Below are 21,724 nucleotides of genomic sequence, written 5' to 3'. Positions count from 1 at the left end.
ATAAACGAAAACAATTGCGGGCCGGGGTTTACACCTCCGGCCCGCAAACTTATTGGTTAATACTAAAACTTATTTTTTTACCGCCCATACCGAAACCGATCCGGCGCGGGCAAAAAACTCGCCCCAGCCTTCTTCATTGATAGTTACTTCGGCATCGTGCTTGTTAAGGTAATCTACAAAGACCTTACCGGCGTGTGCCTGGCCAACTTCCATACTTTTGCTGCATTCGTCGCCATTGGTTAGTAACACTGCGCAGCCCGAGTTTTCGTGATCGCCGTCGCCCTCGCGCGTCCAGCCGATGCAGTTGGGGTTATCAAAATAATCGCGCTGTGCGCCGTAGGCAATGTGCTTTCGGGCATACAGCAGGCTTTCCATTTCACCGAGGGCGGGCAGCTCCACTTCGTGGTCGTTACCGTCGTCGCCTTTGTCGGTATATTTTGAGCCGTACAGGTCGGAATAGAATACACAGGGGTAGCCGTGCTCGCGCAGCAATATCAGCGCATAGGCCAATGGTTTAAACCATTGCTCAACCGGCAGCGCCAATGATTGCAGGGGCTGGGTATCGTGGTTCTCTACCAGCGTAACCGCGCGTGAGGGGTTGGCGGCAACCAGGGTATTCTCAAATATCCGCGTAAGATCGTAATCCTTGCCGTAGGCAGAGGCATTGTGCAGGTTCTCGTGCAGTGGTGCATCAAAAAGCGACATGCGGCCCTCCGTTGCCGTAATGTATTCCTGCAGCAGGCTTACCTCGTAGCTCCAGTATTCGCCAACGGTAAACAGCTCCTGCCCGGTTTGTTCGCGCAGGTTATCCAGCCAATCGTTATAAAACTCGTAGGAGATATGCTTAATGGCATCAAGGCGCATTCCGTCAAACTGTACGGTATCGTGGAACCATTTGCCCCACCGTTTTAGCTCGTCTCGCACGGCGGGGTTGCGGGTATCGATATCATCCAACATCAGGTAATCAAAATTGCCGTTCTCATCTCCAACCACATCTTCCCAGGCTTCGCCATATTGGTTTTGGATGCTAAAAATGGCCGATTCATTATTCCCGGCGTCGTAGTCTATCCCGCTGAAACATTGCCAATCCCAAACAAACTGCGAATGTTCGCCATGCCTGCCCGGGAAAGTGAACTTGGTAAAGGCTTCTATCTCGTAGGGTTCGCTGGTAAATTCGTTGCGGTTATCGGGATTTACCTTACGCACGGTAACGGTTTCCTTTTCATCAGCACCGCCCATGTGGTTCAGTACAATATCCATGTACACGGCCAACCCTTTACTTTTAGCGGTTTGCACGGCATCTACCAGCTGTTGTTTTGTACCGTATTTTGTACGCACTGTACCTTTTTGGTCAAACTCGCCCAGGTCGTAAATATCATACACATCGTACCCTACCGAGTACCCGCCGGCTTCGCCTTTGTAGGCGGGTGGTAGCCAAACGGCATCTATACCTATATTTTTCAGCCTTTCGGCATCATTCTTTAAATGTTCGTATAAGCTGCCATCGCCGGGATAGTACCATTCAAAAAACTGCAGCATTGTAAAATTCTCCATGAGGGCTATTTATGTTTTAAAACAGCATATAAACTCCGTAGAGGCATTTTGGTTTTAAACACGATTGCAGGATTTAAGAATTCACACGTTTTTTTGCGTTCTGATTACAATGATTGTTTCATTTGTTTTTAACTTTTCCTGTCAAACCATCCGCTCCTCGCCAAACATCGTGTAAATTCATTAATCTTTAAATCGTGTCCAAACTGGCACTATCCTTGTAAATACTTCAACACATAAAACATTTACCTTAAAAATAAAAAAGTCATGGGCTTATTAAAATTTATAGCAGTTGGCGCGGCCATTGGTTACGGGATAAATTATATTACTAAAAAAGGCGAGAATGGCCGCTCGATCCTTGATGATATTACTGATGATGCACCGGAGTGGTTTGACAAGGCAAAGAAATTCGCCGAAGAAAAAGTAGAACAGGCTGTAACCGCATCGCAACCAAAAGGCGGCTACACCGAAACTTTATAACGAACATTTTTTTTCACACTCGCTAAAAAACTTCTGCCTGTAACCGGCAGGAGTTTTTTTGTTTTAAGGGGGCTGGGGGCGAGTATGGTAATGTGTACAAAGCGCCGACAATTAAGTATCAATTAATGCGATTACCAATAACCTTAAGGTTTTCCAACTTTAAATAAATTATTTCGATAATTTATTAAGCACCAGGTTATTAATTATATTTATTGCAAACTCGCCCATTTTGAAACTTATTGATAGCCTAACCCAAACCACTAAACTGTGCGGCCCCGCGTGCGCAACTGTTAAACCAATAGTAAAAGCCTCGCCGGGCACACAGGTAGCCGATTTTTTTGGCAACATTTTCGGCACTGCCAATTGGCCCGCGCGATGGCATTGCGGCAGTTGGAGCGATTTCCACGGCTGGCTGTATATTATTTCCGATATCGGCATCTGGGCATCCTATTTTGCCATCCCCTTCCTGCTCGTTGTTATGCTGAGGAAAAAGCAGGACATCCCTTTTCACAGGATAATCTTTCTGTTTGTAGCCTTTATATTACTATGCGGGCTCACCCATTTAATTGACGCCGCCATATTTTGGTGGCCTGCCTATCGCTTAAGCGCGCTGCTGCGTTTTATTACGGCGGTGGTATCTATTTTTACGGTATATGCTTTATACCGAATACTGCCCACCGTGTTTAACCTGCGCACCGTGGCCGATCTGGAGGCCGAGATAGAAAAACGCCGCATGGTAGAGGAGAAACTAACGCTAAACGAGATAGCGTTGAACCGGTCGCTGGAGCTTACCACGCAAAACAACAGGCAGCTAAAGAGTTTTACACACATCCTGTCGCACAATATCCGTAACCATGCCAGCAATATGGCGCTGGTTTCGGGCCTTGTTGATACAGAGAAACTGGACGCGGCAACCGCCGAATTGTTTGAAAAACTAAACAATGTATCGCGCGCGCTGAATAACACATTGGAAGACCTCTCTCACGCCATCAAAATAAAGGAGGGCGTAATAAAATCCACTACCATTAATTTCGCGGACGTAACCACTGAAGTGCTGCATATCTTTGAATCGGATCTGAAAGTAAATAATGCCACATTAGAAACAGACTTTGCGGTTGAGCAGGTGGTTTTTCCGCATATCTACCTCGAAAGTATCCTCATCAATTTAATATCAAACGCGATAAAATATAGAGGGGCGGACGGTAATCTGAAAATAGTATTAAAAACGTATATTAACAACGAGTTACGCACCGTTTTAGAGTGTAGTGATAATGGATTGGGTATAGACCTGAAACTGCACGGGCACAAACTATTCGGGCTATATAAAACATTTCACGATCGTAAAGATGCCCATGGCGTGGGGTTATTTTTAGTGAAAACGCAGATAGAATCGCAAGGAGGCCAGATACAGGCCCAAAGCACACCAGGAAATGGCGCCACGTTTAAAATAATTTTTTAATGAATAAACTGAAAATTGCTTGTGTTGTAGATGATGACGAGATATACGCGTTCACCGTTACCCGCGTTATAGCACGGGCCGAAATTGCCGAAAAAACCATTTTCTTTCATAATGGAAAGGCGGCACTCGATTTTTTTATAGCAAACGCCGGCAAAAACGAAGAACTGCCTGATCTTATCCTGCTGGATATTAATATGCCCGTACTTGATGGCTGGCAGTTTTTAGATGAATATGTAAAAATGATGCCAAAGCTGGGCAAAAAAATAACCTTGTTTATTGTAAGCTCTTCTATAGACGAGGAAGATTACGCGAGGGCAAGGGCCATTGAAGTAGTAAGCGATTTTATAGTAAAGCCACTTACGGTAGAGCACCTGCACTATATTCTGGGCCAGCTAACAGAGCAGTAGCCACCTCCTGGGTATTTGCGCTGCTGCTGGCTGTTTTACGCTGCGGGGTATCCCCCCGCATTTAAATATCAACCCATATTTTTATATTGTTGACTTGCTTGTAGGGCAAAAAATGCATTTTTTGCAAAAATACGCTGGTATGTTGTATCGTTTTTAAAAATAGCTGCGTAATACAGGTATTACACTTACTAAAATGTTATGATGAAAAACGTTCAACAAAATTCAAGGAGATGGGCAGGCATGGTCGGGATGATGTGTTTGCTGGCCGTATCGCTCAGTTCATGTTTAAAAAACAGCAATGATACTGTACAACCCCCAATAGCGCTGCTATCGGTTATCAACGCTTCGCCGGATGCACCCCCGCTCGATTTTTATTTAAGCGATAACAAAGCCAACGCATATTCTTTTGGCTTTGGTAACGGGTTAGATTACATAAGTGCTTACACCGGTAAACGCACGGCAACATTTACAGCCGCAGGCACCAAAACGGTTTATAAGGCTGATACCCTTACGCTTAATGAAAACAGATACTATTCGCTTTTTTTAGCAAACACAGCCGGGCACGAAGAATTTGTGGTGCTTAAAGACACTATTGTGAAACCGGCAGATACCAAGGCGAGCGTCAGGTTTATTAACCTGAGCACCGATGCACCGGCAGTAGACCTGGTTATAAAAGATGGCGCCACGCTGTTTGCCAACAAAAGCTATAAAGGTTTTTCGGGCTTTGTGCCTATTAATGCCGCTAAATACACCCTGGAGGTTAGGCAGGCAGGTACCACTACTGTGCTGGCCACAATAACCAACGTTATGCTAAACAACGGATCGTTGTATACGATATGGTTGCAGGGGCTTGCTGCTGCAGGCACAATAGATGCCAAGAAACTGTCAGCCAAAATTCAAACCAACGTTTATTACTATTAAGTTTCTACCTCTACCTACGAAACAAAAACCTGGCTTAGGCCGGGTTTTTTTGTGCATTACATTCCCAAATTTGCCCGCGTTATTTATTTAACCAGAAATAAATTTACCTTTAAGTTTTTAACCTCCGCACTTCATGAGTAAATTGAAAATAGCGCCCGCCGAACCGCAAAAGGTGCAGTTCCCGGTAGTGGGTATCGGCGCATCGGCAGGTGGGTTAGAGGCCATAAAACTATTTTTGCAGGCGCTGCCAAAAAAAACGGGGATGGCCTTTGTGTTTGTACAGCACCTTAGCCCAACGCATGTAAGCATCCTGCCAGAGATACTGGAGCGGATATCGCCCATACCGGTTGTACCCATTACCGATGGCATCGCGCTACAACAAGACCACTTTTACATCAGCCCCGAAAATACAGTTGTAAAAACTGTAGACGGCATGTTAAAGCTTGAACCCGCCGGCCCCAAAAACAAAAAAGCTAACGCTATTGATGTTTTATTCAGTTCGTTGGGATCGGTGTACCAGAGTTATGCTATTGGTGTTGTCCTGTCCGGGTCGTTAAATGACGGTACCGTAGGGCTGCAGATCATAAAATCTTACGGGGGCATCACCTTTGCCCAGGATGAGGATTCGGCAGCTTTTGAGAGTATGCCCAAAAGCGCCGTACAAAGCGGTGTTGTAGATTTTATTTTGCCGCCCGATGAGATAGCCAAACACCTGGTAAACATAAATCACCCCTTCAATTTAAATTTTTTGGCCATAAACGAGCCGGAATCGAAACAGGAGGACCACGATGTTTTTAAACAGATCCTCACCGTACTGCGTGTGCGCCGCGGGGTAGATTTTCAGTATTATAAATCGAGCACTTTAAAGCGCCGTATCATCCGCCGGATGGCGCTTAATAAAATAGAAAAACCTGCCGATTACCTGTACCGCCTGCGCGAGAGCAAAAGCGAGCAAGACGCGCTGTATAACGATATGCTCATTTCGGTAACGCATTTCTTTCGCGATCCGCTAACCTTTGAAATGCTTTGCAGCGATATTTTCCCTGCTTTAGTTAATCAAAAAACGGCCGCGAACGAACCGCTGCGAATTTGGATAGCAGGTTGCGCAACGGGCGAAGAAGCATACAGCATGGCCATGTGCCTGCAGGAATACATGGGTGATAAGGCGTCAATTATGAAACTACAGATATTTGCCACCGATATATCTGAAACCGCCATTGCCAAGGCACGTAACGGGCTGTACCGCCTAAACGAACTGGAGGGCTTAAGCACTTCGCGCATACAGCAATTTTTCAGCAAAATGGATGGGCATTACCAGGTGAGTAAAACCATACGCGATATGTGCGTATTTGCGCACCATAACCTGCTAAAAGATCCGCCGTTCTCTAAGATAGACCTTATCAGCTGCCGCAACGTGCTCATATACCTTGAACCGGTGCTGCAAAAAAGAGCGCTCACCACATTCCATTACGCGTTAAACGAGAGCGGTTACCTGATGCTTGGCAAATCGGAAAGCATCGGCACGCATACCGATATTTACAGCCCTTTCCGCTCGGCCGAAAAAATATACCTGCGTAAAGGCCCGCCGGGCAGGTTTATGAACGTAGCATCTAAAACCTCTGAGCAAAACTTCCGGAATATTGACCAGGGCGAGCAACGCGGCGAAGCGAAGGATATTTACAAAATGGCCGACGATACAATGCTGGAGAAATTTGTGCCGCCCGGGTTACTGGTGAACGACAAGTTTGACATTATCCAGTTTCGTGGTGCTACCGATAACTGGCTGGGCCAACCACAGGGCAAACCCAGCTTTAATGTTTTGAAACTGGCACGCAACGGGCTGGCATTTGAGCTGCGGGCCTTATTGCAACAGGCCAAAAAATCTCACCAGCCATCGCGTAAGTACGGCATATTTTATCAGCATAACGATCTGCAGCATTTTTTAAACATTGAGGTGGTGCCCCTGCGCGACCAGGACGAGCAGCATTTTCTGATCGTTTTTCAGCAGGCATCATCCACCGGTATTGAACCCGGAATGTTTGAGGGCGGCCCATCGCACTCCAACGCCAACTACAACGCCTCAGAGCTGCGCATAGAGCACCTGGAACGCGAGCTGATCCAATCGCGGGCGGATATGCGCGTGGTGAGCGAAGAGCAGGAACTGGCCAACGAGGAACTGCAAAGCGCCAACGAAGAGCTGCTATCGGGCAGTGAGGAACTGCAGAGCTTGAACGAGGAACTGGAAACTTCTAAAGAGGAACTGCAAAGCACCAACGAGGAGATCATTGTAATTAACAACGAACTGCTTGACAGGAACGAGCAGTTGAACAATTCGCGCCTGTATGCCGAAGCGATCATCAACACCATCCGCGACCCATTGCTGATACTGGATAAAGACCTTAAAGTACTACGCGCCACGCAGGGCTTTTATAAAACCTTTATGGTAAGCGAGCGCGAAACAGAGGGCCAATACCTGTACGACCTGGGTAACAAACAATGGGATATACCGGCGCTGCGCGAAGTGCTGGAGCGCATACTGCCGCAGCATAAAGACGTGAAGGATTACGAGATCAAGTGGAATTTTCAAACCATAGGCCCCAAAACCATGCTGCTGAACGCCTACCAGTTGGATAACAGCCAGCAAATAATACTTGCTATAAAGGATATAACCAGGTTTGTAAAAAAGTAATTTTTGCGCGGCTAAACAATATTATTTAACGCCGGGGCCTTTTTTCCGTCTTCGTGCCGGGTGAGGGTTTTTACCAGCCAGGGTAGGCTTAACCCCTGCCCTATCAGCGTGAACAGCACCACCACTACGGAAATAAAGATGATCTCGTTGCGGAGCGGGAAGGTGCTGCCGTCTGCCAGTTGGGTTGGCAAGCCTATCGCAATGGCCAGCGATACTATCCCCCGCATACCCGACCAGCTGATAATGAGGCTATTTTTAAAATCGAGCAGGGCGTCTTCGGTTATCTTATGTTTCCCTTTGGCAAAGGCATTTTGAAGGTTTAGTTTTTGGGTGAACACCCGCGCCATGCGCAGCAGCAAAGCTACAATGGTAATAATAAGGGCATAACCCACATACAGCCATACCTGCGCGCTATCTATATGCCTTATCACATACGGAAATTGCAGACCGATGAGGATAAATATCAGTCCGTTGAGCAAAAAGATGATGATATCCCAAAAGGATTTAGACTGATTCTTCAACTTATCGGGGAATACCTTATTGCTGAAACGCGCTATCCCCAGGCCTAAAATAACTACCGCTATTACGCCCGAAACATGCACCTCTTCCGCAATTAAATAGGTTACAAGGGGCATCAGCAGCATAAAGCTAATCGTAGCCAGGCTATTTTGATGAATGCGTTTGATAATGAACGAGAGGATCATGGCCATTGCCATACCTACCAGCATTCCGCCGCCTATGAGCAAAGCAAACTGTAGCGTTGCCATCCACCAAACAAAGGCGGTGCCGGTAACCGCAGCAACAGCAAAGCGGTAGGCCACCAGGGCCGAGGCATCGTTCACCAGGCTTTCGCCCTCCAGTATGGTGTTGGTTTTATGCGAGAGGCCAAGCCCCTTGGTAATGCTCATGGCGGCTACAGCATCCGTTGCGGACAGTATGGCGCCCAGCACAAAGGATAAGGGCCACGTCATTCCCGGGATCATGTAATGTGTTACCACCGCTATGCCCGATGCGGTAATGAACACCAGCGAAATAGCCAGCGTACCAATGGTATTGATATTGGTTTTAAATATTTTGTAATTGATATTAAAGGCGGCATCGTAAAGTAAGGGCGGCAAAAATATCAGAAAAACGATCTCCGGGTTCAACTCCACATCCGGTAGGGTTGGGATGAAGCCAATGGCTACTCCGGCGGTTATCAGCAGCACGGGGTACGGCAGCTTCACCTTATCGGCAATGGCCGATAGCCCAATCATAATGGCAAGAATGAAGATAACGATGCTGTAATTTTCCATGCTAAGCGGTTAAGGCAACAGCCTAAAGGTAGCAGATAAATTTAACGGTGAAATTTAACACCGGAAGAAAAATAGGATTTCTGGGGCTAAACTCCCCAAAAAAAAACGTTTTATACTATCGGTTAACTATTCTATGGGCTAAAATTAAAATTACGCTATCGGTGATATTTAATTACTTTTAATAACTTTCTTACCTAACCTAAAACACTACACAGAAGACTATATTTCAAGAGGTAAAAATATTATGAAAATAAAATGAGGTTAATTTTAGGTAGTTTTTTATCGTTTTTCTTAAATGCTTTTGCGACCCTTTCGATTGCACAAATTAATCATGGCACCTGTATTGCTTTTTGTGCAAATAAAGAGTTTATCTTCTTGGCCGTTGATTCTCAAATAAACCATGAAGACAGCTCTAAAACTACGGGACTAAAAATACATAATTTAGGCACTACCACTTGGGTTAACACGGGCCTTTATAGATTTTCCAATTTATTCGATATAGATGAAATAATTATGTCCCACAGTAATGGCGTTAACAACTTCGCCGCTCAACAGGTATTAATTAGACAGACAGTTACTAATAAGCTTTCATCTGTTATTGAAATGGTCTTCAAGCTATCCCCAACGTTATATAAAGGTGACGATATTCCAATTTTAGTAACTGTTATCATGAATTCAGATGGCGAGAATTTCAAGATGGAGCACGTCAATTATTTCTGTAAAAAACTCCCAAACGGGAAATTATATATTAAGGCCTCATTAATAGAAAGCAATGAAAATATCGACGGTAGCTTATTTAATATATTAGGTTCCAACAAATCTGCAAAACCAGTTATGGATAAATTAATTGCAATGGATTCACCGAACGATATTACTACTAATTGGCATGTTCCTACACATTTGGAATTTAAGTTCCAAAATATCGCTGAAATTTTGTACTATTTTGTCTATTTGGAAACAATGGGTAATCCGAGTGATGTCGGTGAGCCGATTTCCGTGGTTAGGATAGATAAAAATGGAGTTACCGGTTTAATTAATTATCCTATTAAGTGATTATTATTGAATAACCATATTGTCCCTAAAATAGAAGATTTATTATAAAATAGCCCGCGGCTGCTTAGGCCTCAATAACCATCTTTTTAATAAGTCCGCCCTCAAATTCATAAACGTGCTTTACCGGGCCGTCGAATACCATATTGCCCTCCAGATCTTTTACTACTTGCCTTACTTCAACAAGCAAGCGCCCGTCTTGTAAAGGTTTGATAGTTTCGGGTGTAACTATAGGGTTAAGCTCGGCCCACTGCCTTGTCCAGTAATCGCGCACCTGCTGCTGCCCGTGTACATAACCACCTTCCCAGCCGTTTGGCCATTCTACTTCCGGGAGGAAAAATTTTAATACGCCATCAATGTCGCGGTTGTTGAAAGCGGTGTAAACCTGGTTAATGATAACCTCGTTAGTCATATAGTTTGAGTTTATACAGATGTGCCGTTTTACGCTGATATATCACCAAAATTAAAACGGCCACCAGTTTTAGCTGATGACCGTTTATTAAATAGTTAGCTACCGCGAGATTAGCGATAGCGTATCTCGTGGTGGGGCATGGCCAAAGCTTCCAGCATTAGCCAGCTGCAAGCAATAGCTTCATCTACAACGTTGCCATATCTATTACAAACCGGTAGCGTACATCGCCTTTTTCCATACGCTCGTAAGCGGTTTGGATGTCTTTGATGTCTATCAGTTCAATATCAGATACGATGTTGTTTTCTGCGCAATAATCCAGCATTTCCTGGGTTTCTTTGATCCCGCCGATGCCCGATCCGGCGAGGCTTTTACGGCCGCCCAACAGGCTAAACGCCGCGACAGAAGCTGGCTCAGATGGCACGCCAACACATATCATGGTACCGTTGGTACGTAATAAGGATAGGTACATATTAAAATCGTGCGGGGCAGAAACCGTATCTAATATAAAATCAAAGGTGCCCATGGCGGCTTTTACCTGCTCGGCATCTTTGGTTACTATAAAATGGTGCGCGCCCAATTTTTTGGCGTCTTCTTCTTTACCGGCAGATGTGCTCAGCACGGTAACTTCCGCGCCGAATGCAACGCCGAATTTAACGCCCATGTGGCCCAAACCACCCAGGCCCAATACCGCCAGTTTATGGCCCTTGCCAACACCCCAATGTTTCAGCGGCGAATAGGTGGTAATACCGGCGCAAAGCAACGGCGCAACGGCTGCCAGATCAACGCCTTCTTTCAGTTGCAAAACAAACTCTTCGCGTACTACAATGGTGTTAGAGTAACCGCCATAAGTAGGCATCGATTTATCGCGCTCCATACTGTTATAAGTTTGGGTGCTGCCTTCCAGGCAGTATTGCTCCAGGTCCTGCTTGCAGTTTTCGCACACCTGGCAACTATCCACCATACAGCCGGTAGCCGCAAGGTCGCCTACTTTAAAGTTTTTTACGTGGTCGCCCACTTTTACTACGCGGCCAACAATTTCGTGCCCCGGCACCATCGGGAAGATCCCCGGGAACCAATCATTTTTTATCTGGTGCAGGTCTGAGTGGCAAACGCCGCAGAAAAGGATATCAAATTGCACATCGTGCGGGCCTACTTCGCGGCGCTCAAAGGTCCACGGCGCCAAAGGTGTTTTTTCGTCCTGGGCCGCGTAAGCTTTAGTTTCAATCATGTTAAATAAGTTTTTTCTAAGTGAGTTTCAGTTTAGCCGATTGGCTTAAACAAATATACAATCATACAGATATATGGTGTTGATGCCGCGTACATAAAAATGTTTATGACGGTTATAAGACAATTGAACAAGCACCCGTTGGTTTACCTCTTTATCTTTCCCTTCAGCATCCGCGCTGCCTGGGTGTAGCCACCCTCGGAGCCATCTACAAAGTGGATATGATCGTCCTTAAGGTCGCGCACGTAGCAGGACATGACCGATGCGCGGCTGATGTGCAGCCCGTAGATGAGCTTGCCTTCCGCCTCCAGCTTATCCAACACCTTTTGCAGGGCCAGCCGCTGTTTGGCCGTGCCCGATATTACGGTGTTTATTTTACCATCTATCACCAGCGTATCGGCCATTTCTACCAGGCTTTGCAGGTAGTGCTTCCCGTTTTTTGTACGGAAATAAACGTAGCCGTATAGGCCCAGCATCCAGCTTTTGAGTAGCTGCAGCCATTTTATTCTGCCCAGCGTTACCATCATCTCGTTGCTGAGTTTGGAGAAAGTGCTGTTAAATTGTAGCTTAGCGATAGATATGGGCTGCCTTTTTTGCGGCAGGCCGTAGATTTCGTCCATAGCGTTCATCACATCCTTAAACACTGCCGACTGGCGGTTACCATCGCGGGCAACAACAAGCAGGCTCACCACTTCTTCCTTATTCTCGGGTGGGGCTATGCGGTCCCAGCGGCATTGCATACCGGTTAGGTCGGGTTCTTCCTCCTCGCCGGTATTGGGTGCCAGCATATAATCGTCACCTTTTATAATTTGCTCGGCGTAATTGATGCCGTTGCCCAATACCACCGAGATAAAAAACACCTGCGAACTGCTGTATTTAGCAATGTGCAGGTGATGCCCCTCGGCATATATTTTTTGTACCGCTACCGTGCCGGTACGCAGTTCGAGGTTGAAATTTTGCAGGGTGCTCACCTTGTATGCCGCCAATGCCTGCATCACCTTATCAATAATAGTGGGCGGAACAATAAAAGTTGCACCATCCCCGCCAAAAAAGAACGGCACCATCACCCCCATGCTAAACGCGATGTTGAGTGCCGTTACGATGCTGCCGGTGGCAATGAGGTTTACATTCTCGTGCGCGCCACTCATCACCGCCTGGGTAGAACTTTTTATATCGGTGATCACCACGTGCCAGTCTGCCGGTACATCGGCAAAAAGGGCGTCGTTCATCAGCAGATCGCCGAGCGGCATCCGGTTAACGGGTAACTGGGCATAAAACTGGCTGTTATCGGTGGGCATAACGCTTTACTTTAATAAGAGATACGAAAAAAAGACAAGGGGTATGTTTGGCCTTTACTAAATTACCATTTCACCATTCCATTTTCTTTTAACAATGATATTAAAATGAACCGGAAAAATTTAATATTTGAATTATATGGCAGGCTTCAATATCTATACCATCCTCTTCTTTGACGGCGAAATACGTTTTGAGTCGGACGCGACAGATAAAGCAGGTAATAAAACCTTATTCCATTTTACCTTTTTTAACCAGGGGCAATTGCAACTGAGGCAATTGCTGGAGCAATCACCGATGGCGGCACCACCTTTACAATAGCTTACGGCCCCACCTACAAAAGGATAGTTAAAAAAGCATAACGAACTTACCTGACGTCAAAAAAAAACCGAAACTGTTTAAAGTGTTGCAGCTGCAGCCAGCACGGGCACATGGTTTGCGCCATAAATAAACCAGGCGTTGAGCAAAAGATAGGCCGCCAACAGCACCTGCGCGCACAAAAAGTCGAATTTTTTGGCCTGGGCTATTTTCTCCTGTTTCACCAGCCGCAGCGAGTAGGATGTGCAAATAATAACGGTGAGTATAAAAATGAGCGTTACGCCGTGTAAGCTATCAACCAGGGTAAAGGTGGTTGATTCGGGCAACGACGAATCAATAATATACTTGTTACCAATAACTGCGAACAAAGCACCCACGCTTAAGCCAAACCGCGAATCTATACTATCGGTATGGATGTAAAAGCACATATAGGCGATCAGGAAAGCTACGTACATCCCCAAAAACATCTTCCAGAACAGGCCCATAGCGTCCCGGTCTATCTGCATACGCACCCTAAAATTGCTGTACTCTGTATGAGGTTTAGCCAGGCTTTCGTCGCCAAAACCAGTTTCGTATTTTTTAATGCCGGTGGCAAGCGTCAGGCTGTCTATCCGCCATCCCCGCAGGGTAAAACGCGGATCGTATTGCTGGCCAAGGGTGTCTTTTTTAAATACCAGCGAGTGGGAATCAAACTGCGAATTTTCGATAGAGAAACGCAGTTTTTGCTTATCGAAGGGGAAATTATCAATGGCCCAGGAATCCTTCATTACGCATTGCAGCTTCATCAGCAGGTAAACTTTGCCGCCGGTAGTATCAATGGTGGAGAATGATGTGGTGTAGGATTTTGCCTGTGGCACCTCCAGGTTATGCAAAAAGTCGAACTTTTTGTTCTTATACTTTAGCCAAAGCCACAGGTTAACGTTGTATTCCTTATCCTTAAAGTTGATATCGTGGATGCTGGTAATGTAAATGCCGGTTAGTACGGTATCGGGCGTAGCTTTTTGGGCGCGGGCCGGAGAGGATATAAGCAGGGCAATAATAACTGTAATTGCCGCGACGAACTGTTTTAACATAGGGCTATATTGAATAGGTTAAAAATAGGGATTTTTTATTGAAGATAATGACCGAACGGCGACGGTGTATATTAGTTAAATACCTAATAAAGTCCTAAATAGCACCCATAATTAACTTTAACTTAACTCTATTGCTTTATGTATTTGAATCGATATAAAAACTAAATCTTTCATTCCTTCGCCTTTTCCAAGTATTCCTGATTCGAATACCTGTCTGACTGCACAGTAAAGGCTGTTATTATTTTATGCCTGGAAAGAGCTGTTGCCCGGGTTGCCGGCGACATCAATCGGGGCATTTGTTTTGCACACCCTTTCCCGATGATATTCTATATAAAAAATATGGTGTGCATGAGCTGCCAAATGGTAGTAACGTACGAGTTGGAAAAACTGGGCTTAAACCTGCACAAGGTTGAGCCTGGAAAAGTAGAAGTATTTGAGCCTGTTTCTGCCGATCAGATCCTGATTCTTAAACTGGCGCTTATCCGTGCAGGGCTGGAATTGATGGATAATAAGAAAAACATACTGGTAGAAAAGATAGTATGCGCTGTAACAGAGATGATAGACTATGCTCATGATGAGCTCAAAACAAATTTTTCTCACCACTTGAGCGAAAAGTTAAATCACGACTATACCTACCTGGCCAATATATTTTCTGAAGCAAAGGGTACAACCATAGAACAGTTCATCATCCTCAAAAAAATACAGCGGGTAAAACAGCTGATCTGTTATAACGAGCTCAACATGACAGAAATATCCTGGAAGATGCATTACAGCAGTGTTGCCCACCTATCTACCCAGTTTAAGAAGATCACTGGAATAACACCCTCTCATTTTAAACACATGGGCTGCAACAGCAGTTTACACCCCGAAATGTGTGAATTATAGAACTTATTAAAAAAGTTGTGTAACAGCCGGTCGCTATGCCGGGTGTAGGTTTGTAGCGTCCGAAGTTTTGTCCAAAAATTTTGCGGCACTCATTCCTACTAAAAATATTACATGAACAAAAAATCTACTTTCCACGCTGGCGGCAATTTAATGCCTCAGCGCAAAAACTACTCCGGCATCTTCAAAGCAATTTGTATGCTGGCCATGGCCGCCATTTTTTTTACAGCCTGCAAAAAAGATGATTATAAAGGCGAAATAAAAGGCGACTGCCCCGTGGTAGTTAGTACCGACCCGGCCGATAAGGCCGTAGATGTTGCGCTTGCTAAAGTAATAACGGTAACGTTTAATACGGGCATGGCCAAATCAACCATAACCGATAAAACGTTTTTGATTAAACAAGGCGCTACAGTAGTCGCAGGTACCATTGCCGCTACCACGGATACTAAAGTATACACTTTTACTCCTGCACAGCCGCTTTCTCCATTTGCTGTTTATACCGGCACCATTACAACCGGCGCTACCGATACGTTGCGAACCGCTATGGTTGCCGATTATGTTTGGAGCTTTACCACCATTCCGCAGGTAACCCTCGCATTAGCGCCAGCTTTAGGCGGAACAACTACGGGCGAAGGTGCATTTGCGCAAGGCTCAACCGTAACGGTTACCGCTACACCAAGTGCAGGGTATACATTTACCAATTTTACCGAAAACGGCAACGTGGTTTCCACAAGCTCCAGCTACCAGTTTGTAATGGCAGGTAACAGGGCTTTAATTGCCAATTTTAAACTCACCCCGGCTTCGCAGTTTGCCGTAGTGTTATCATCCCTACCTGTAGCGGGAGGTACCACCAATGGCTCGGGCGCGTTCAACGCCGGCAGTACGGTAACTGTTAATGCCATCCCAAATACCGGTTACACGTTTGTAAACTGGACGGATAACGGCAATGTAGCATCGACGAGCCCAAGCTATCAATTCATATTAACAGCCAATCGCAGCCTGGTTGCACACTTTGCCGCTATACCAGCATCGCAATTTGCGCTGGTATTAAACTCAAGCCCGGCAGCGGGTGGTTCAACCACAGGTTCGGGCGCGTACAACTCCGGCACCAATGTATCGGTAACGGTAACGGCAAACCCGGGTTACAGCTTTACTTCGTGGAGCGGCGACGCATCGGGATCAAACAACCCGCTAACGGTTACTATGAACGCCAATAAAAACATCACCGCAAACTTTGCCCCTATCGTGGTACCAATACCACCGGCCTTAGGCGGCGCGGCGCAGTTTGGTGCATTCGGCGGAAACGCTGGGGTAACCAACCAGGGCCTTAACACGGTTATTAACAATGGCAGCATAGGCACAACAGCGGCATCAACCTTGATAACCGGTTTCCACGACGCTACCACTGGTGATGTTTATACCGAAACACCACTAAATGTGGGCAACGTAAGCGGCAGAATTTACACCGCCCCACCGGCACCGGGTAATGCCACCTCGCTTTCCATTGCAACACAAGCACTTTTAGACGCCACCGTGGCATACAACAGCATATCACCGGCCTCTAAACCAGGCGGTATAGACCCGGGTGCGGGCGAACTGGGTGGCTTAACCCTGGCGCCGGGCATTTACAAATCTGCCAGCGGTACTTTCAAGATCACCAACGGTAACCTTACACTTGATGCCAAAGGCGACCCGAATGCTACCTGGATATTCCAGACAGCGGCGGGGCTTACAGTAGGTGTTGCAGGCCCTGCGGGAGCCCGCAGCGTTACGCTCATCAACGGCGGCCAGGCTAAAAATGTATTCTGGTACGTAGGCAGCTCTGCTACCATTAACGGCGCAGGCGGCGGCATCATGACCGGTACCATTATTTCATCGGCAGGCGTTACTTTTTCTACGGCAGGTAATGCGGTACAAACGGTACTGAATGGCCGGGCAATTTCTTTGGTAGCTTCGGTTACTATGGTAAACACCACCATCAACGTTCCGCAATAATATCCAAATATCTACAGGTACAAGCCCCCTTTCGGGGGCATTACCAAACCGTATTAAATAACACATTTTAAAAAGAAATTATATGTTACCCATAAATAAAATCATCCCAAAAGCCATCATTTTTTTACTGATGGTTATAATGGCCGGCACAACGGTTAAGGCACAAACCACGCAACCTACCTGGTGGTTTGGCGTATCGGGTGCGGCCAACTTTAATATTTATAATGGCACTACCCAGCATCTAACCAATTCCTTAACAGCGCCCACAGCTTTCCATAAAGGGAATGGCGTGCGCCCTTACGGTTCCATACTGATGGAGTACCGCCCCAAGAGCGTTTTAGGCCTGATGCTTAACGTGGCCTATGACGGCCGCGGCGGTAAGTTTAAAGATGTGGTTGCACCCTGCAACTGCCCCGCAACTTTGGGTACCAGCGCAAGCTATGTAGCTATAGAACCAAGCATCCGTTTAGGCATCCCCTCATCGGGTTTGTATTTTTTTGCAGGCCCGCGCGTTGCATTCAATGTAAACAGTGATTTTGCCTACACCCAGCTTAAACAACCCAATACCAACGGCGAATTCAGCGCCATGCGCAAATCGCTTGTATCTGGCCAGGTTGGGCTTGGTTATGATATCATGACCTCATCTGCAGCCAGCACTACCAAAGTGAGCATTTCGCCTTTTGTTTCCTTCCACCCATACTTCGGGCAAGATCCGCGCAGTATAGAAAGCTGGAACATCAGCACCGTTCGCGCCGGTATAGCGCTAAAATTTGGCAAGGCAAGCAAACTTGCACCTGCCGAAGTTTCTATAACCCCAGCACCGATGCATGATTTTGCGTTTAACGTACGGGCACCTTTGGCCGCGCCGCTAAAACGCCAGGTAAGCGAAACTTTGCCGTTGCGTAGTTCGGTGTTTTTTGATGAAGGATCTACCCAGCTTTCGCCGAGGTATATCACCTTAACAAGCAGCCAGGCAGCCGACTTTAAGGAAAGCCAGCTGCAGAATGAGCAGCAGGCTGATATGACGGGGCGCTCTGCAAGGCAATTAAATGTTTACCATAACATCCTTAATATTTTGGGCGACAGGCTGCGTGCCAACCCCGATGCTACCATCACCCTCACGGGTGCATCAGGCGCGGGCTCTGCAGAAGGTAAAACACTTGCCGAAAATGTAAAGCAATACTTGGTTACCACGTTTGGTATAACTGGTGCCAGGATAACAACCGCAGGTCGCACAAAACCGGTTCTCCCATCAGAACAACCTGGTGGCACCAAAGAACTGTTACTTTTACGCGCCGGTGATCGCCGGGTTGATATCACCAGCACGTCGCCGCAACTGCTTATGGAAGTTGGCGGAGGCATGATGAGGCCAATACAGATAAACACTACGCAGATAAACCCATTGGATAGCCAGGTGGTGCTGAATATTGATAGCGCACAACAGTTGCTTAAATCATGGTCGGTAGATGTTACAGACGATAAAGGCACGGCACAGCATTACGGCCCGTACACGCGCGACCAGGAAAGCATCCCTGCAGCCAGCATCTTAGGCAGCAATACCACCGGCGATTACAAACTGGTGATGACCGGCGAAACCCGCAAAGGTTTGCCAATACGCAAAGAAAGCACACTGCATTTAGTACGCCAGGACGAAGCACCAACCAAGGGTTTGCGTTACAGCATTTTGTACGACTTTGATAGTTCAAACTCTACCAATGTTTACGATAAGTTCCTGACGGATGTTGTTGCAGCGTCCATAGCCGATGGATCTACCGTAATTATACACGGGCATACCGATATTATTGGTGAGGATTTGCATAACATGCAATTATCAAAAGACCGGGCAAACGATGTAAAGACAACTTTAGAACGCGCGTTAAACGCCGCTGGCAAAACCAATGTAAAATTTGAAACATTGGGTTTTGGCGAGGATACCGGCAATGCTCCGTTTGACAACAATACCCCCGAAGAGCGTTTTTACAACCGTACCGTTATTATTGATGTAGTGCCGGTTAAGTAATTTGTAAAAAACTGCTTTATCAAAAAGCCGGCTCGGGGATAACTACGAAGCCGGCTTTTTTTTTGAAATAATAGTTGAAAATATTTTTCCATACATATGCGTCAGGTATATGGCCCCTGGGCGTTGCTATTACAATAGTTAATAAAGTTGCGTATCTTTAAAAAAAAAGGCGAATTGAAGAAAAAAGTGTTGATTATTGAAAATGACCAGGATATAAGGCATATCGTGGAATTTATTTTAGAAGAACATGGGTTTGAAACGCTAAGCACCCCGGAACCCGCAGACATGCAGGAGATCACCAATTTTAACCCCGATGCCATCCTGCTCGACGAATTTATTAACAGCCGGCCGGGGCACCGCCTGTGCCTGAAGATTAAGCAGGTAGATAGCCTGAAGCATATCCCGGTTATCATCCTTTCTACAGCCAGCAACATCGAACTGATCGCCAGCGAATGCCAGGCCAACGGCTATATCAGCAAGCCTTTTGATATTGAACACATGGTAGATAAGGTGATCAAAATTGTAAGTCATTAATCCCTGGCGCTTTAGGGAGAACATTACCCGTACTAAACAAAAAAAGCCCGACCTTTCGGTCAAGCTTTATCAATGTGGAGAATATCGGAATCTCCACTGTCTATATTTTTATAGGTAAATATGGTATTTATTTAAAATTCGTGCTGAAATCGTGCTGAATTTACCAAAACGTTCCGTATCTTTATGTTATTAAACAGGATATGGAAACACTCAAATATACTACCCCGGTTATTAAAAAAGGCAAAGAGGTAACCTTTATTCCTAAAGGCAGTAGCAAGCTGGCACAAGCCGCTCTGAATGTTTGGTACATTGAGTACTACTACAATGGCAAGCAGGTAAGGGTAAAGGGTGGTCTTAACTACCATAACGATGACCATATCAGAAAGCAATACGAAGCTGATGTATTATTGCAATCCATTAAGGATGATTTAGTACACGGGTTTGACCCGGCAAATCCTAAGGCTTTTGTTGAGCAGGAGCGTAAGGCGTTAATGACCTTAGCTGATGGTATATCTTTATTTAAAGACTATCATGTTAAACACCAAAGCCGGAGCAAAACAGTCGGTACATATATGAGTAAATTAAACGCTTTATCCAATTACATCCCCGGAGCGTTGCTTAAAGATATAACAACCGAAACACTTGAAAATTTTGTCCAATCTAAAATTAGTGACGGCACATACGCCCACAATAGCGTAAAGTCGGCTAAGAGAATTTTTGGTACTTTTTTTACCGTCATGATAAAATTAGGTTACAGTACATCTAACCCTAAAGATGGGTTTGATAAAAAGATTAAAAGTACTAAAGAGGTAGCTGACAAACATACTCCTTACACAGATGTCGACTTGAAACGGGTGTTTAATTATTTAGATTTAAACGATAAATATGCAGCTTTTTTTTGCCGCACTATTTACTACACTTGCATACGTCCGGGGGAAATTAGAGGCTTGCGTGTTGGTGACATCAATCTCACTAATGGCACTATTACTATACGTGCCTCTGTTAAGAAAACCACTACAGATAATAAAAATCAGATTGTAGATATTGATAGAAACTTCCTTAAAGAACTTGAAAAGTTAAACCTAAATCAATACCCTAAAGATTACTACTTAACCGGGTCAACCTTAAATATTGTTGGTGAAACACCAGTAGGTGTTAATACCCCTTATGAAAAATTGATAACCGCACTAAAAAATATTGATAAGCAGGATTTAATTGATAATCCTACTATCAAAAATGAGGATAGGATTACCAACAAAGGCTACAATCTGTACAGTTTTAAATCGACCAGCAACATTAAAAAATATAATTCAGGTTGGACGCTATCCCAAATCATGAAAGCCAACCGTCATGGGAGTATCTCAATGACCGAAATCTACCTTAAAAAGTTAGGCACCTTTACGGATACTAAGCATTTAGAAGTGCCAGCGATATAACAAATGGTTAGTTGCCTGATGAGTATGCAGCTAAGAATTTATGTCCATTAAAATGAACCATGTGGTCGGGGTTGTCTGCCGTCCAAACCTCGGATTCCCATGCAATGTCAAGGATGTTTTTTTTGAAATCTGCTTTGGTTAAAAACGCAGTAATGTATATTACTTCTGCACTACAACCCTTTAGATTTTTTTTTAATTCAATCATTCTCACTTCACTAATTGTTCCGGTTGAATAAAAGGCTTCAATAAGATATAACCAATTTTTTTCAGCGCTGTACGCAACAACATCAGGTAATATACCATGCGATATATCAAAGAAATTTAATGCCTTCAACTCTTCATCCAGTTTCCAAAGAGATTTGTTAGCGCCATCCCCAACATACAGCACCGCAGACGATGCACCAAACCTTGGTAAAAACTGTTCTATAATAGCCTTTTGTAAATCGTTATGTGAACCGACGCTAAAATTAATTAGCTCACCTGACGGCAATAAAACGGGTAAAATATTCAAGTCCCTTTTTCTTTTTAACAGCTCAACTAATGATGTACGACCAGCTGTGAAATTTGATATTCCGGGGATGTTGACCACCTGATTCCGTGGCAAAGTGACCAGGCGATTAGCTGGCGAACGATAGCAGCGAGAGCTGTAAAAGCGTTTTCAAAGTTAGTTATTAAAAGTGGTTA

The 21,724-nt window shown here is 45.2% G+C and carries 19 protein-coding genes; 12 read left to right on the top strand and 7 right to left on the bottom strand.

Features of this window, described 5'->3' with window-relative positions; all coding sequences use genetic code 11:
• Positions 1 to 69: 69 nt before the first annotated feature.
• Positions 70 to 1,554 carry an alpha-amylase gene (locus EPL05_RS19935; protein ID WP_128535759.1) on the bottom strand — a complete coding sequence of 495 codons (1,485 nt, stop codon included), beginning with the start codon at positions 1,552 to 1,554 and terminating at the stop codon, positions 70 to 72.
• A gap of 264 nt (positions 1,555 to 1,818) precedes the next feature.
• Here EPL05_RS19935 and EPL05_RS19930 point away from each other — a divergent pair, with 264 nt between their 5' ends.
• The 5 genes from EPL05_RS19930 to EPL05_RS19910 all read left to right on the top strand — a co-directional run bounded on the left by EPL05_RS19930 (position 1,819) and on the right by EPL05_RS19910 (position 7,507).
• Positions 1,819 to 2,031: a YtxH domain-containing protein gene (locus EPL05_RS19930; RefSeq protein ID WP_128535758.1), complete on the top strand. Its 213-nt coding sequence runs from the start codon at positions 1,819 to 1,821 to the stop codon at positions 2,029 to 2,031.
• 229 nt (positions 2,032 to 2,260) lie between these two features.
• Positions 2,261 to 3,490 carry a sensor histidine kinase gene (locus tag EPL05_RS19925; protein WP_128535757.1) on the top strand — a complete coding sequence of 410 codons (1,230 nt, stop codon included), beginning with the start codon at positions 2,261 to 2,263 and terminating at the stop codon, positions 3,488 to 3,490.
• Entirely contained in the window at positions 3,490 to 3,897 is a 408-nt protein-coding gene (locus EPL05_RS19920) for a response regulator (RefSeq protein WP_128535756.1), read from the top strand. Before EPL05_RS19925 ends, EPL05_RS19920 begins: the two co-directional genes overlap by 1 nt.
• A gap of 198 nt (positions 3,898 to 4,095) precedes the next feature.
• Positions 4,096 to 4,818, top strand: coding sequence for a DUF4397 domain-containing protein (locus tag EPL05_RS19915; protein WP_128535755.1), 723 nt, complete (start codon positions 4,096 to 4,098; stop codon positions 4,816 to 4,818).
• Positions 4,819 to 4,951: 133 nt separating this feature from the next.
• Positions 4,952 to 7,507 carry a CheR family methyltransferase gene (locus EPL05_RS19910; protein WP_128535754.1) on the top strand — a complete coding sequence of 852 codons (2,556 nt, stop codon included), beginning with the start codon at positions 4,952 to 4,954 and terminating at the stop codon, positions 7,505 to 7,507.
• Positions 7,508 to 7,518: 11 nt separating this feature from the next.
• On the opposite strand, the gene EPL05_RS19905 is transcribed toward EPL05_RS19910, so the two are convergent.
• Positions 7,519 to 8,802, bottom strand: coding sequence for a Na+/H+ antiporter (locus EPL05_RS19905; protein WP_128535753.1), 1,284 nt, complete (start codon positions 8,800 to 8,802; stop codon positions 7,519 to 7,521).
• Between the two features lie 255 nt (positions 8,803 to 9,057).
• Between EPL05_RS19905 and EPL05_RS19900 the strand changes: the two genes are divergently transcribed.
• Entirely contained in the window at positions 9,058 to 9,855 is a 798-nt protein-coding gene (locus EPL05_RS19900) for a hypothetical protein (protein ID WP_128535752.1), read from the top strand.
• Between the two features lie 64 nt (positions 9,856 to 9,919).
• Here EPL05_RS19900 and EPL05_RS19895 read toward each other — a convergent pair whose 3' ends face one another.
• The 3 genes from EPL05_RS19895 to EPL05_RS19885 form a co-directional block, all read right to left on the bottom strand.
• Complete coding sequence (locus EPL05_RS19895; protein WP_128535751.1) at positions 9,920 to 10,264, bottom strand: nuclear transport factor 2 family protein; 345 nt, start codon at positions 10,262 to 10,264, stop codon at positions 9,920 to 9,922.
• 184 nt (positions 10,265 to 10,448) lie between these two features.
• On the bottom strand, positions 10,449 to 11,492 hold the full coding sequence (locus EPL05_RS19890) for an NAD(P)-dependent alcohol dehydrogenase (RefSeq protein ID WP_128535750.1): 1,044 nt from the start codon (positions 11,490 to 11,492) through the stop codon (positions 10,449 to 10,451).
• A 143-nt stretch (positions 11,493 to 11,635) separates the two neighbouring features.
• Entirely contained in the window at positions 11,636 to 12,787 is a 1,152-nt protein-coding gene (locus EPL05_RS19885) for a DUF3095 domain-containing protein (protein WP_128535749.1), read from the bottom strand.
• Between the two features lie 136 nt (positions 12,788 to 12,923).
• Here EPL05_RS19885 and EPL05_RS19880 point away from each other — a divergent pair, with 136 nt between their 5' ends.
• Positions 12,924 to 13,103, top strand: coding sequence for a hypothetical protein (locus tag EPL05_RS19880; RefSeq protein WP_128535748.1), 180 nt, complete (start codon positions 12,924 to 12,926; stop codon positions 13,101 to 13,103).
• A gap of 77 nt (positions 13,104 to 13,180) precedes the next feature.
• Here the strand turns inward: EPL05_RS19880 and EPL05_RS19875 are convergent, their stop codons facing one another.
• Positions 13,181 to 14,173 carry a ligand-gated ion channel gene (locus EPL05_RS19875; protein ID WP_128535747.1) on the bottom strand — a complete coding sequence of 331 codons (993 nt, stop codon included), beginning with the start codon at positions 14,171 to 14,173 and terminating at the stop codon, positions 13,181 to 13,183.
• Positions 14,174 to 14,491: 318 nt separating this feature from the next.
• Between EPL05_RS19875 and EPL05_RS19870 the strand changes: the two genes are divergently transcribed.
• From EPL05_RS19870 to EPL05_RS19850, 5 genes are all read left to right on the top strand, one after another.
• Complete coding sequence (locus tag EPL05_RS19870) at positions 14,492 to 15,058, top strand: helix-turn-helix domain-containing protein (protein ID WP_166727768.1); 567 nt, start codon at positions 14,492 to 14,494, stop codon at positions 15,056 to 15,058.
• 111 nt (positions 15,059 to 15,169) lie between these two features.
• The gene (locus EPL05_RS19865; protein ID WP_128535746.1) at positions 15,170 to 17,050 is read left to right on the top strand and encodes an ice-binding family protein; all 1,881 of its coding nucleotides are present in this window, start codon (positions 15,170 to 15,172) and stop codon (positions 17,048 to 17,050) included.
• Between the two features lie 82 nt (positions 17,051 to 17,132).
• Positions 17,133 to 19,070: an OmpA family protein gene (locus EPL05_RS19860; protein WP_128535745.1), complete on the top strand. Its 1,938-nt coding sequence runs from the start codon at positions 17,133 to 17,135 to the stop codon at positions 19,068 to 19,070.
• 147 nt (positions 19,071 to 19,217) lie between these two features.
• Complete coding sequence (locus EPL05_RS19855; protein ID WP_166727767.1) at positions 19,218 to 19,604, top strand: response regulator; 387 nt, start codon at positions 19,218 to 19,220, stop codon at positions 19,602 to 19,604.
• 200 nt (positions 19,605 to 19,804) lie between these two features.
• Positions 19,805 to 21,040, top strand: coding sequence for a tyrosine-type recombinase/integrase (locus EPL05_RS19850; RefSeq protein ID WP_128535743.1), 1,236 nt, complete (start codon positions 19,805 to 19,807; stop codon positions 21,038 to 21,040).
• A gap of 7 nt (positions 21,041 to 21,047) precedes the next feature.
• Here EPL05_RS19850 and EPL05_RS19845 read toward each other — a convergent pair whose 3' ends face one another.
• Complete coding sequence (locus tag EPL05_RS19845; RefSeq protein WP_166727766.1) at positions 21,048 to 21,644, bottom strand: BsuBI/PstI family type II restriction endonuclease; 597 nt, start codon at positions 21,642 to 21,644, stop codon at positions 21,048 to 21,050.
• Positions 21,645 to 21,724 lie beyond the last annotated feature (80 nt).

The organism is Mucilaginibacter gilvus, assembly GCF_004054195.1.
GTDB classification, from domain to species: domain Bacteria; phylum Bacteroidota; class Bacteroidia; order Sphingobacteriales; family Sphingobacteriaceae; genus Mucilaginibacter; species Mucilaginibacter gilvus.
This window is presented reverse-complemented; position numbering and strand designations above follow the sequence as displayed.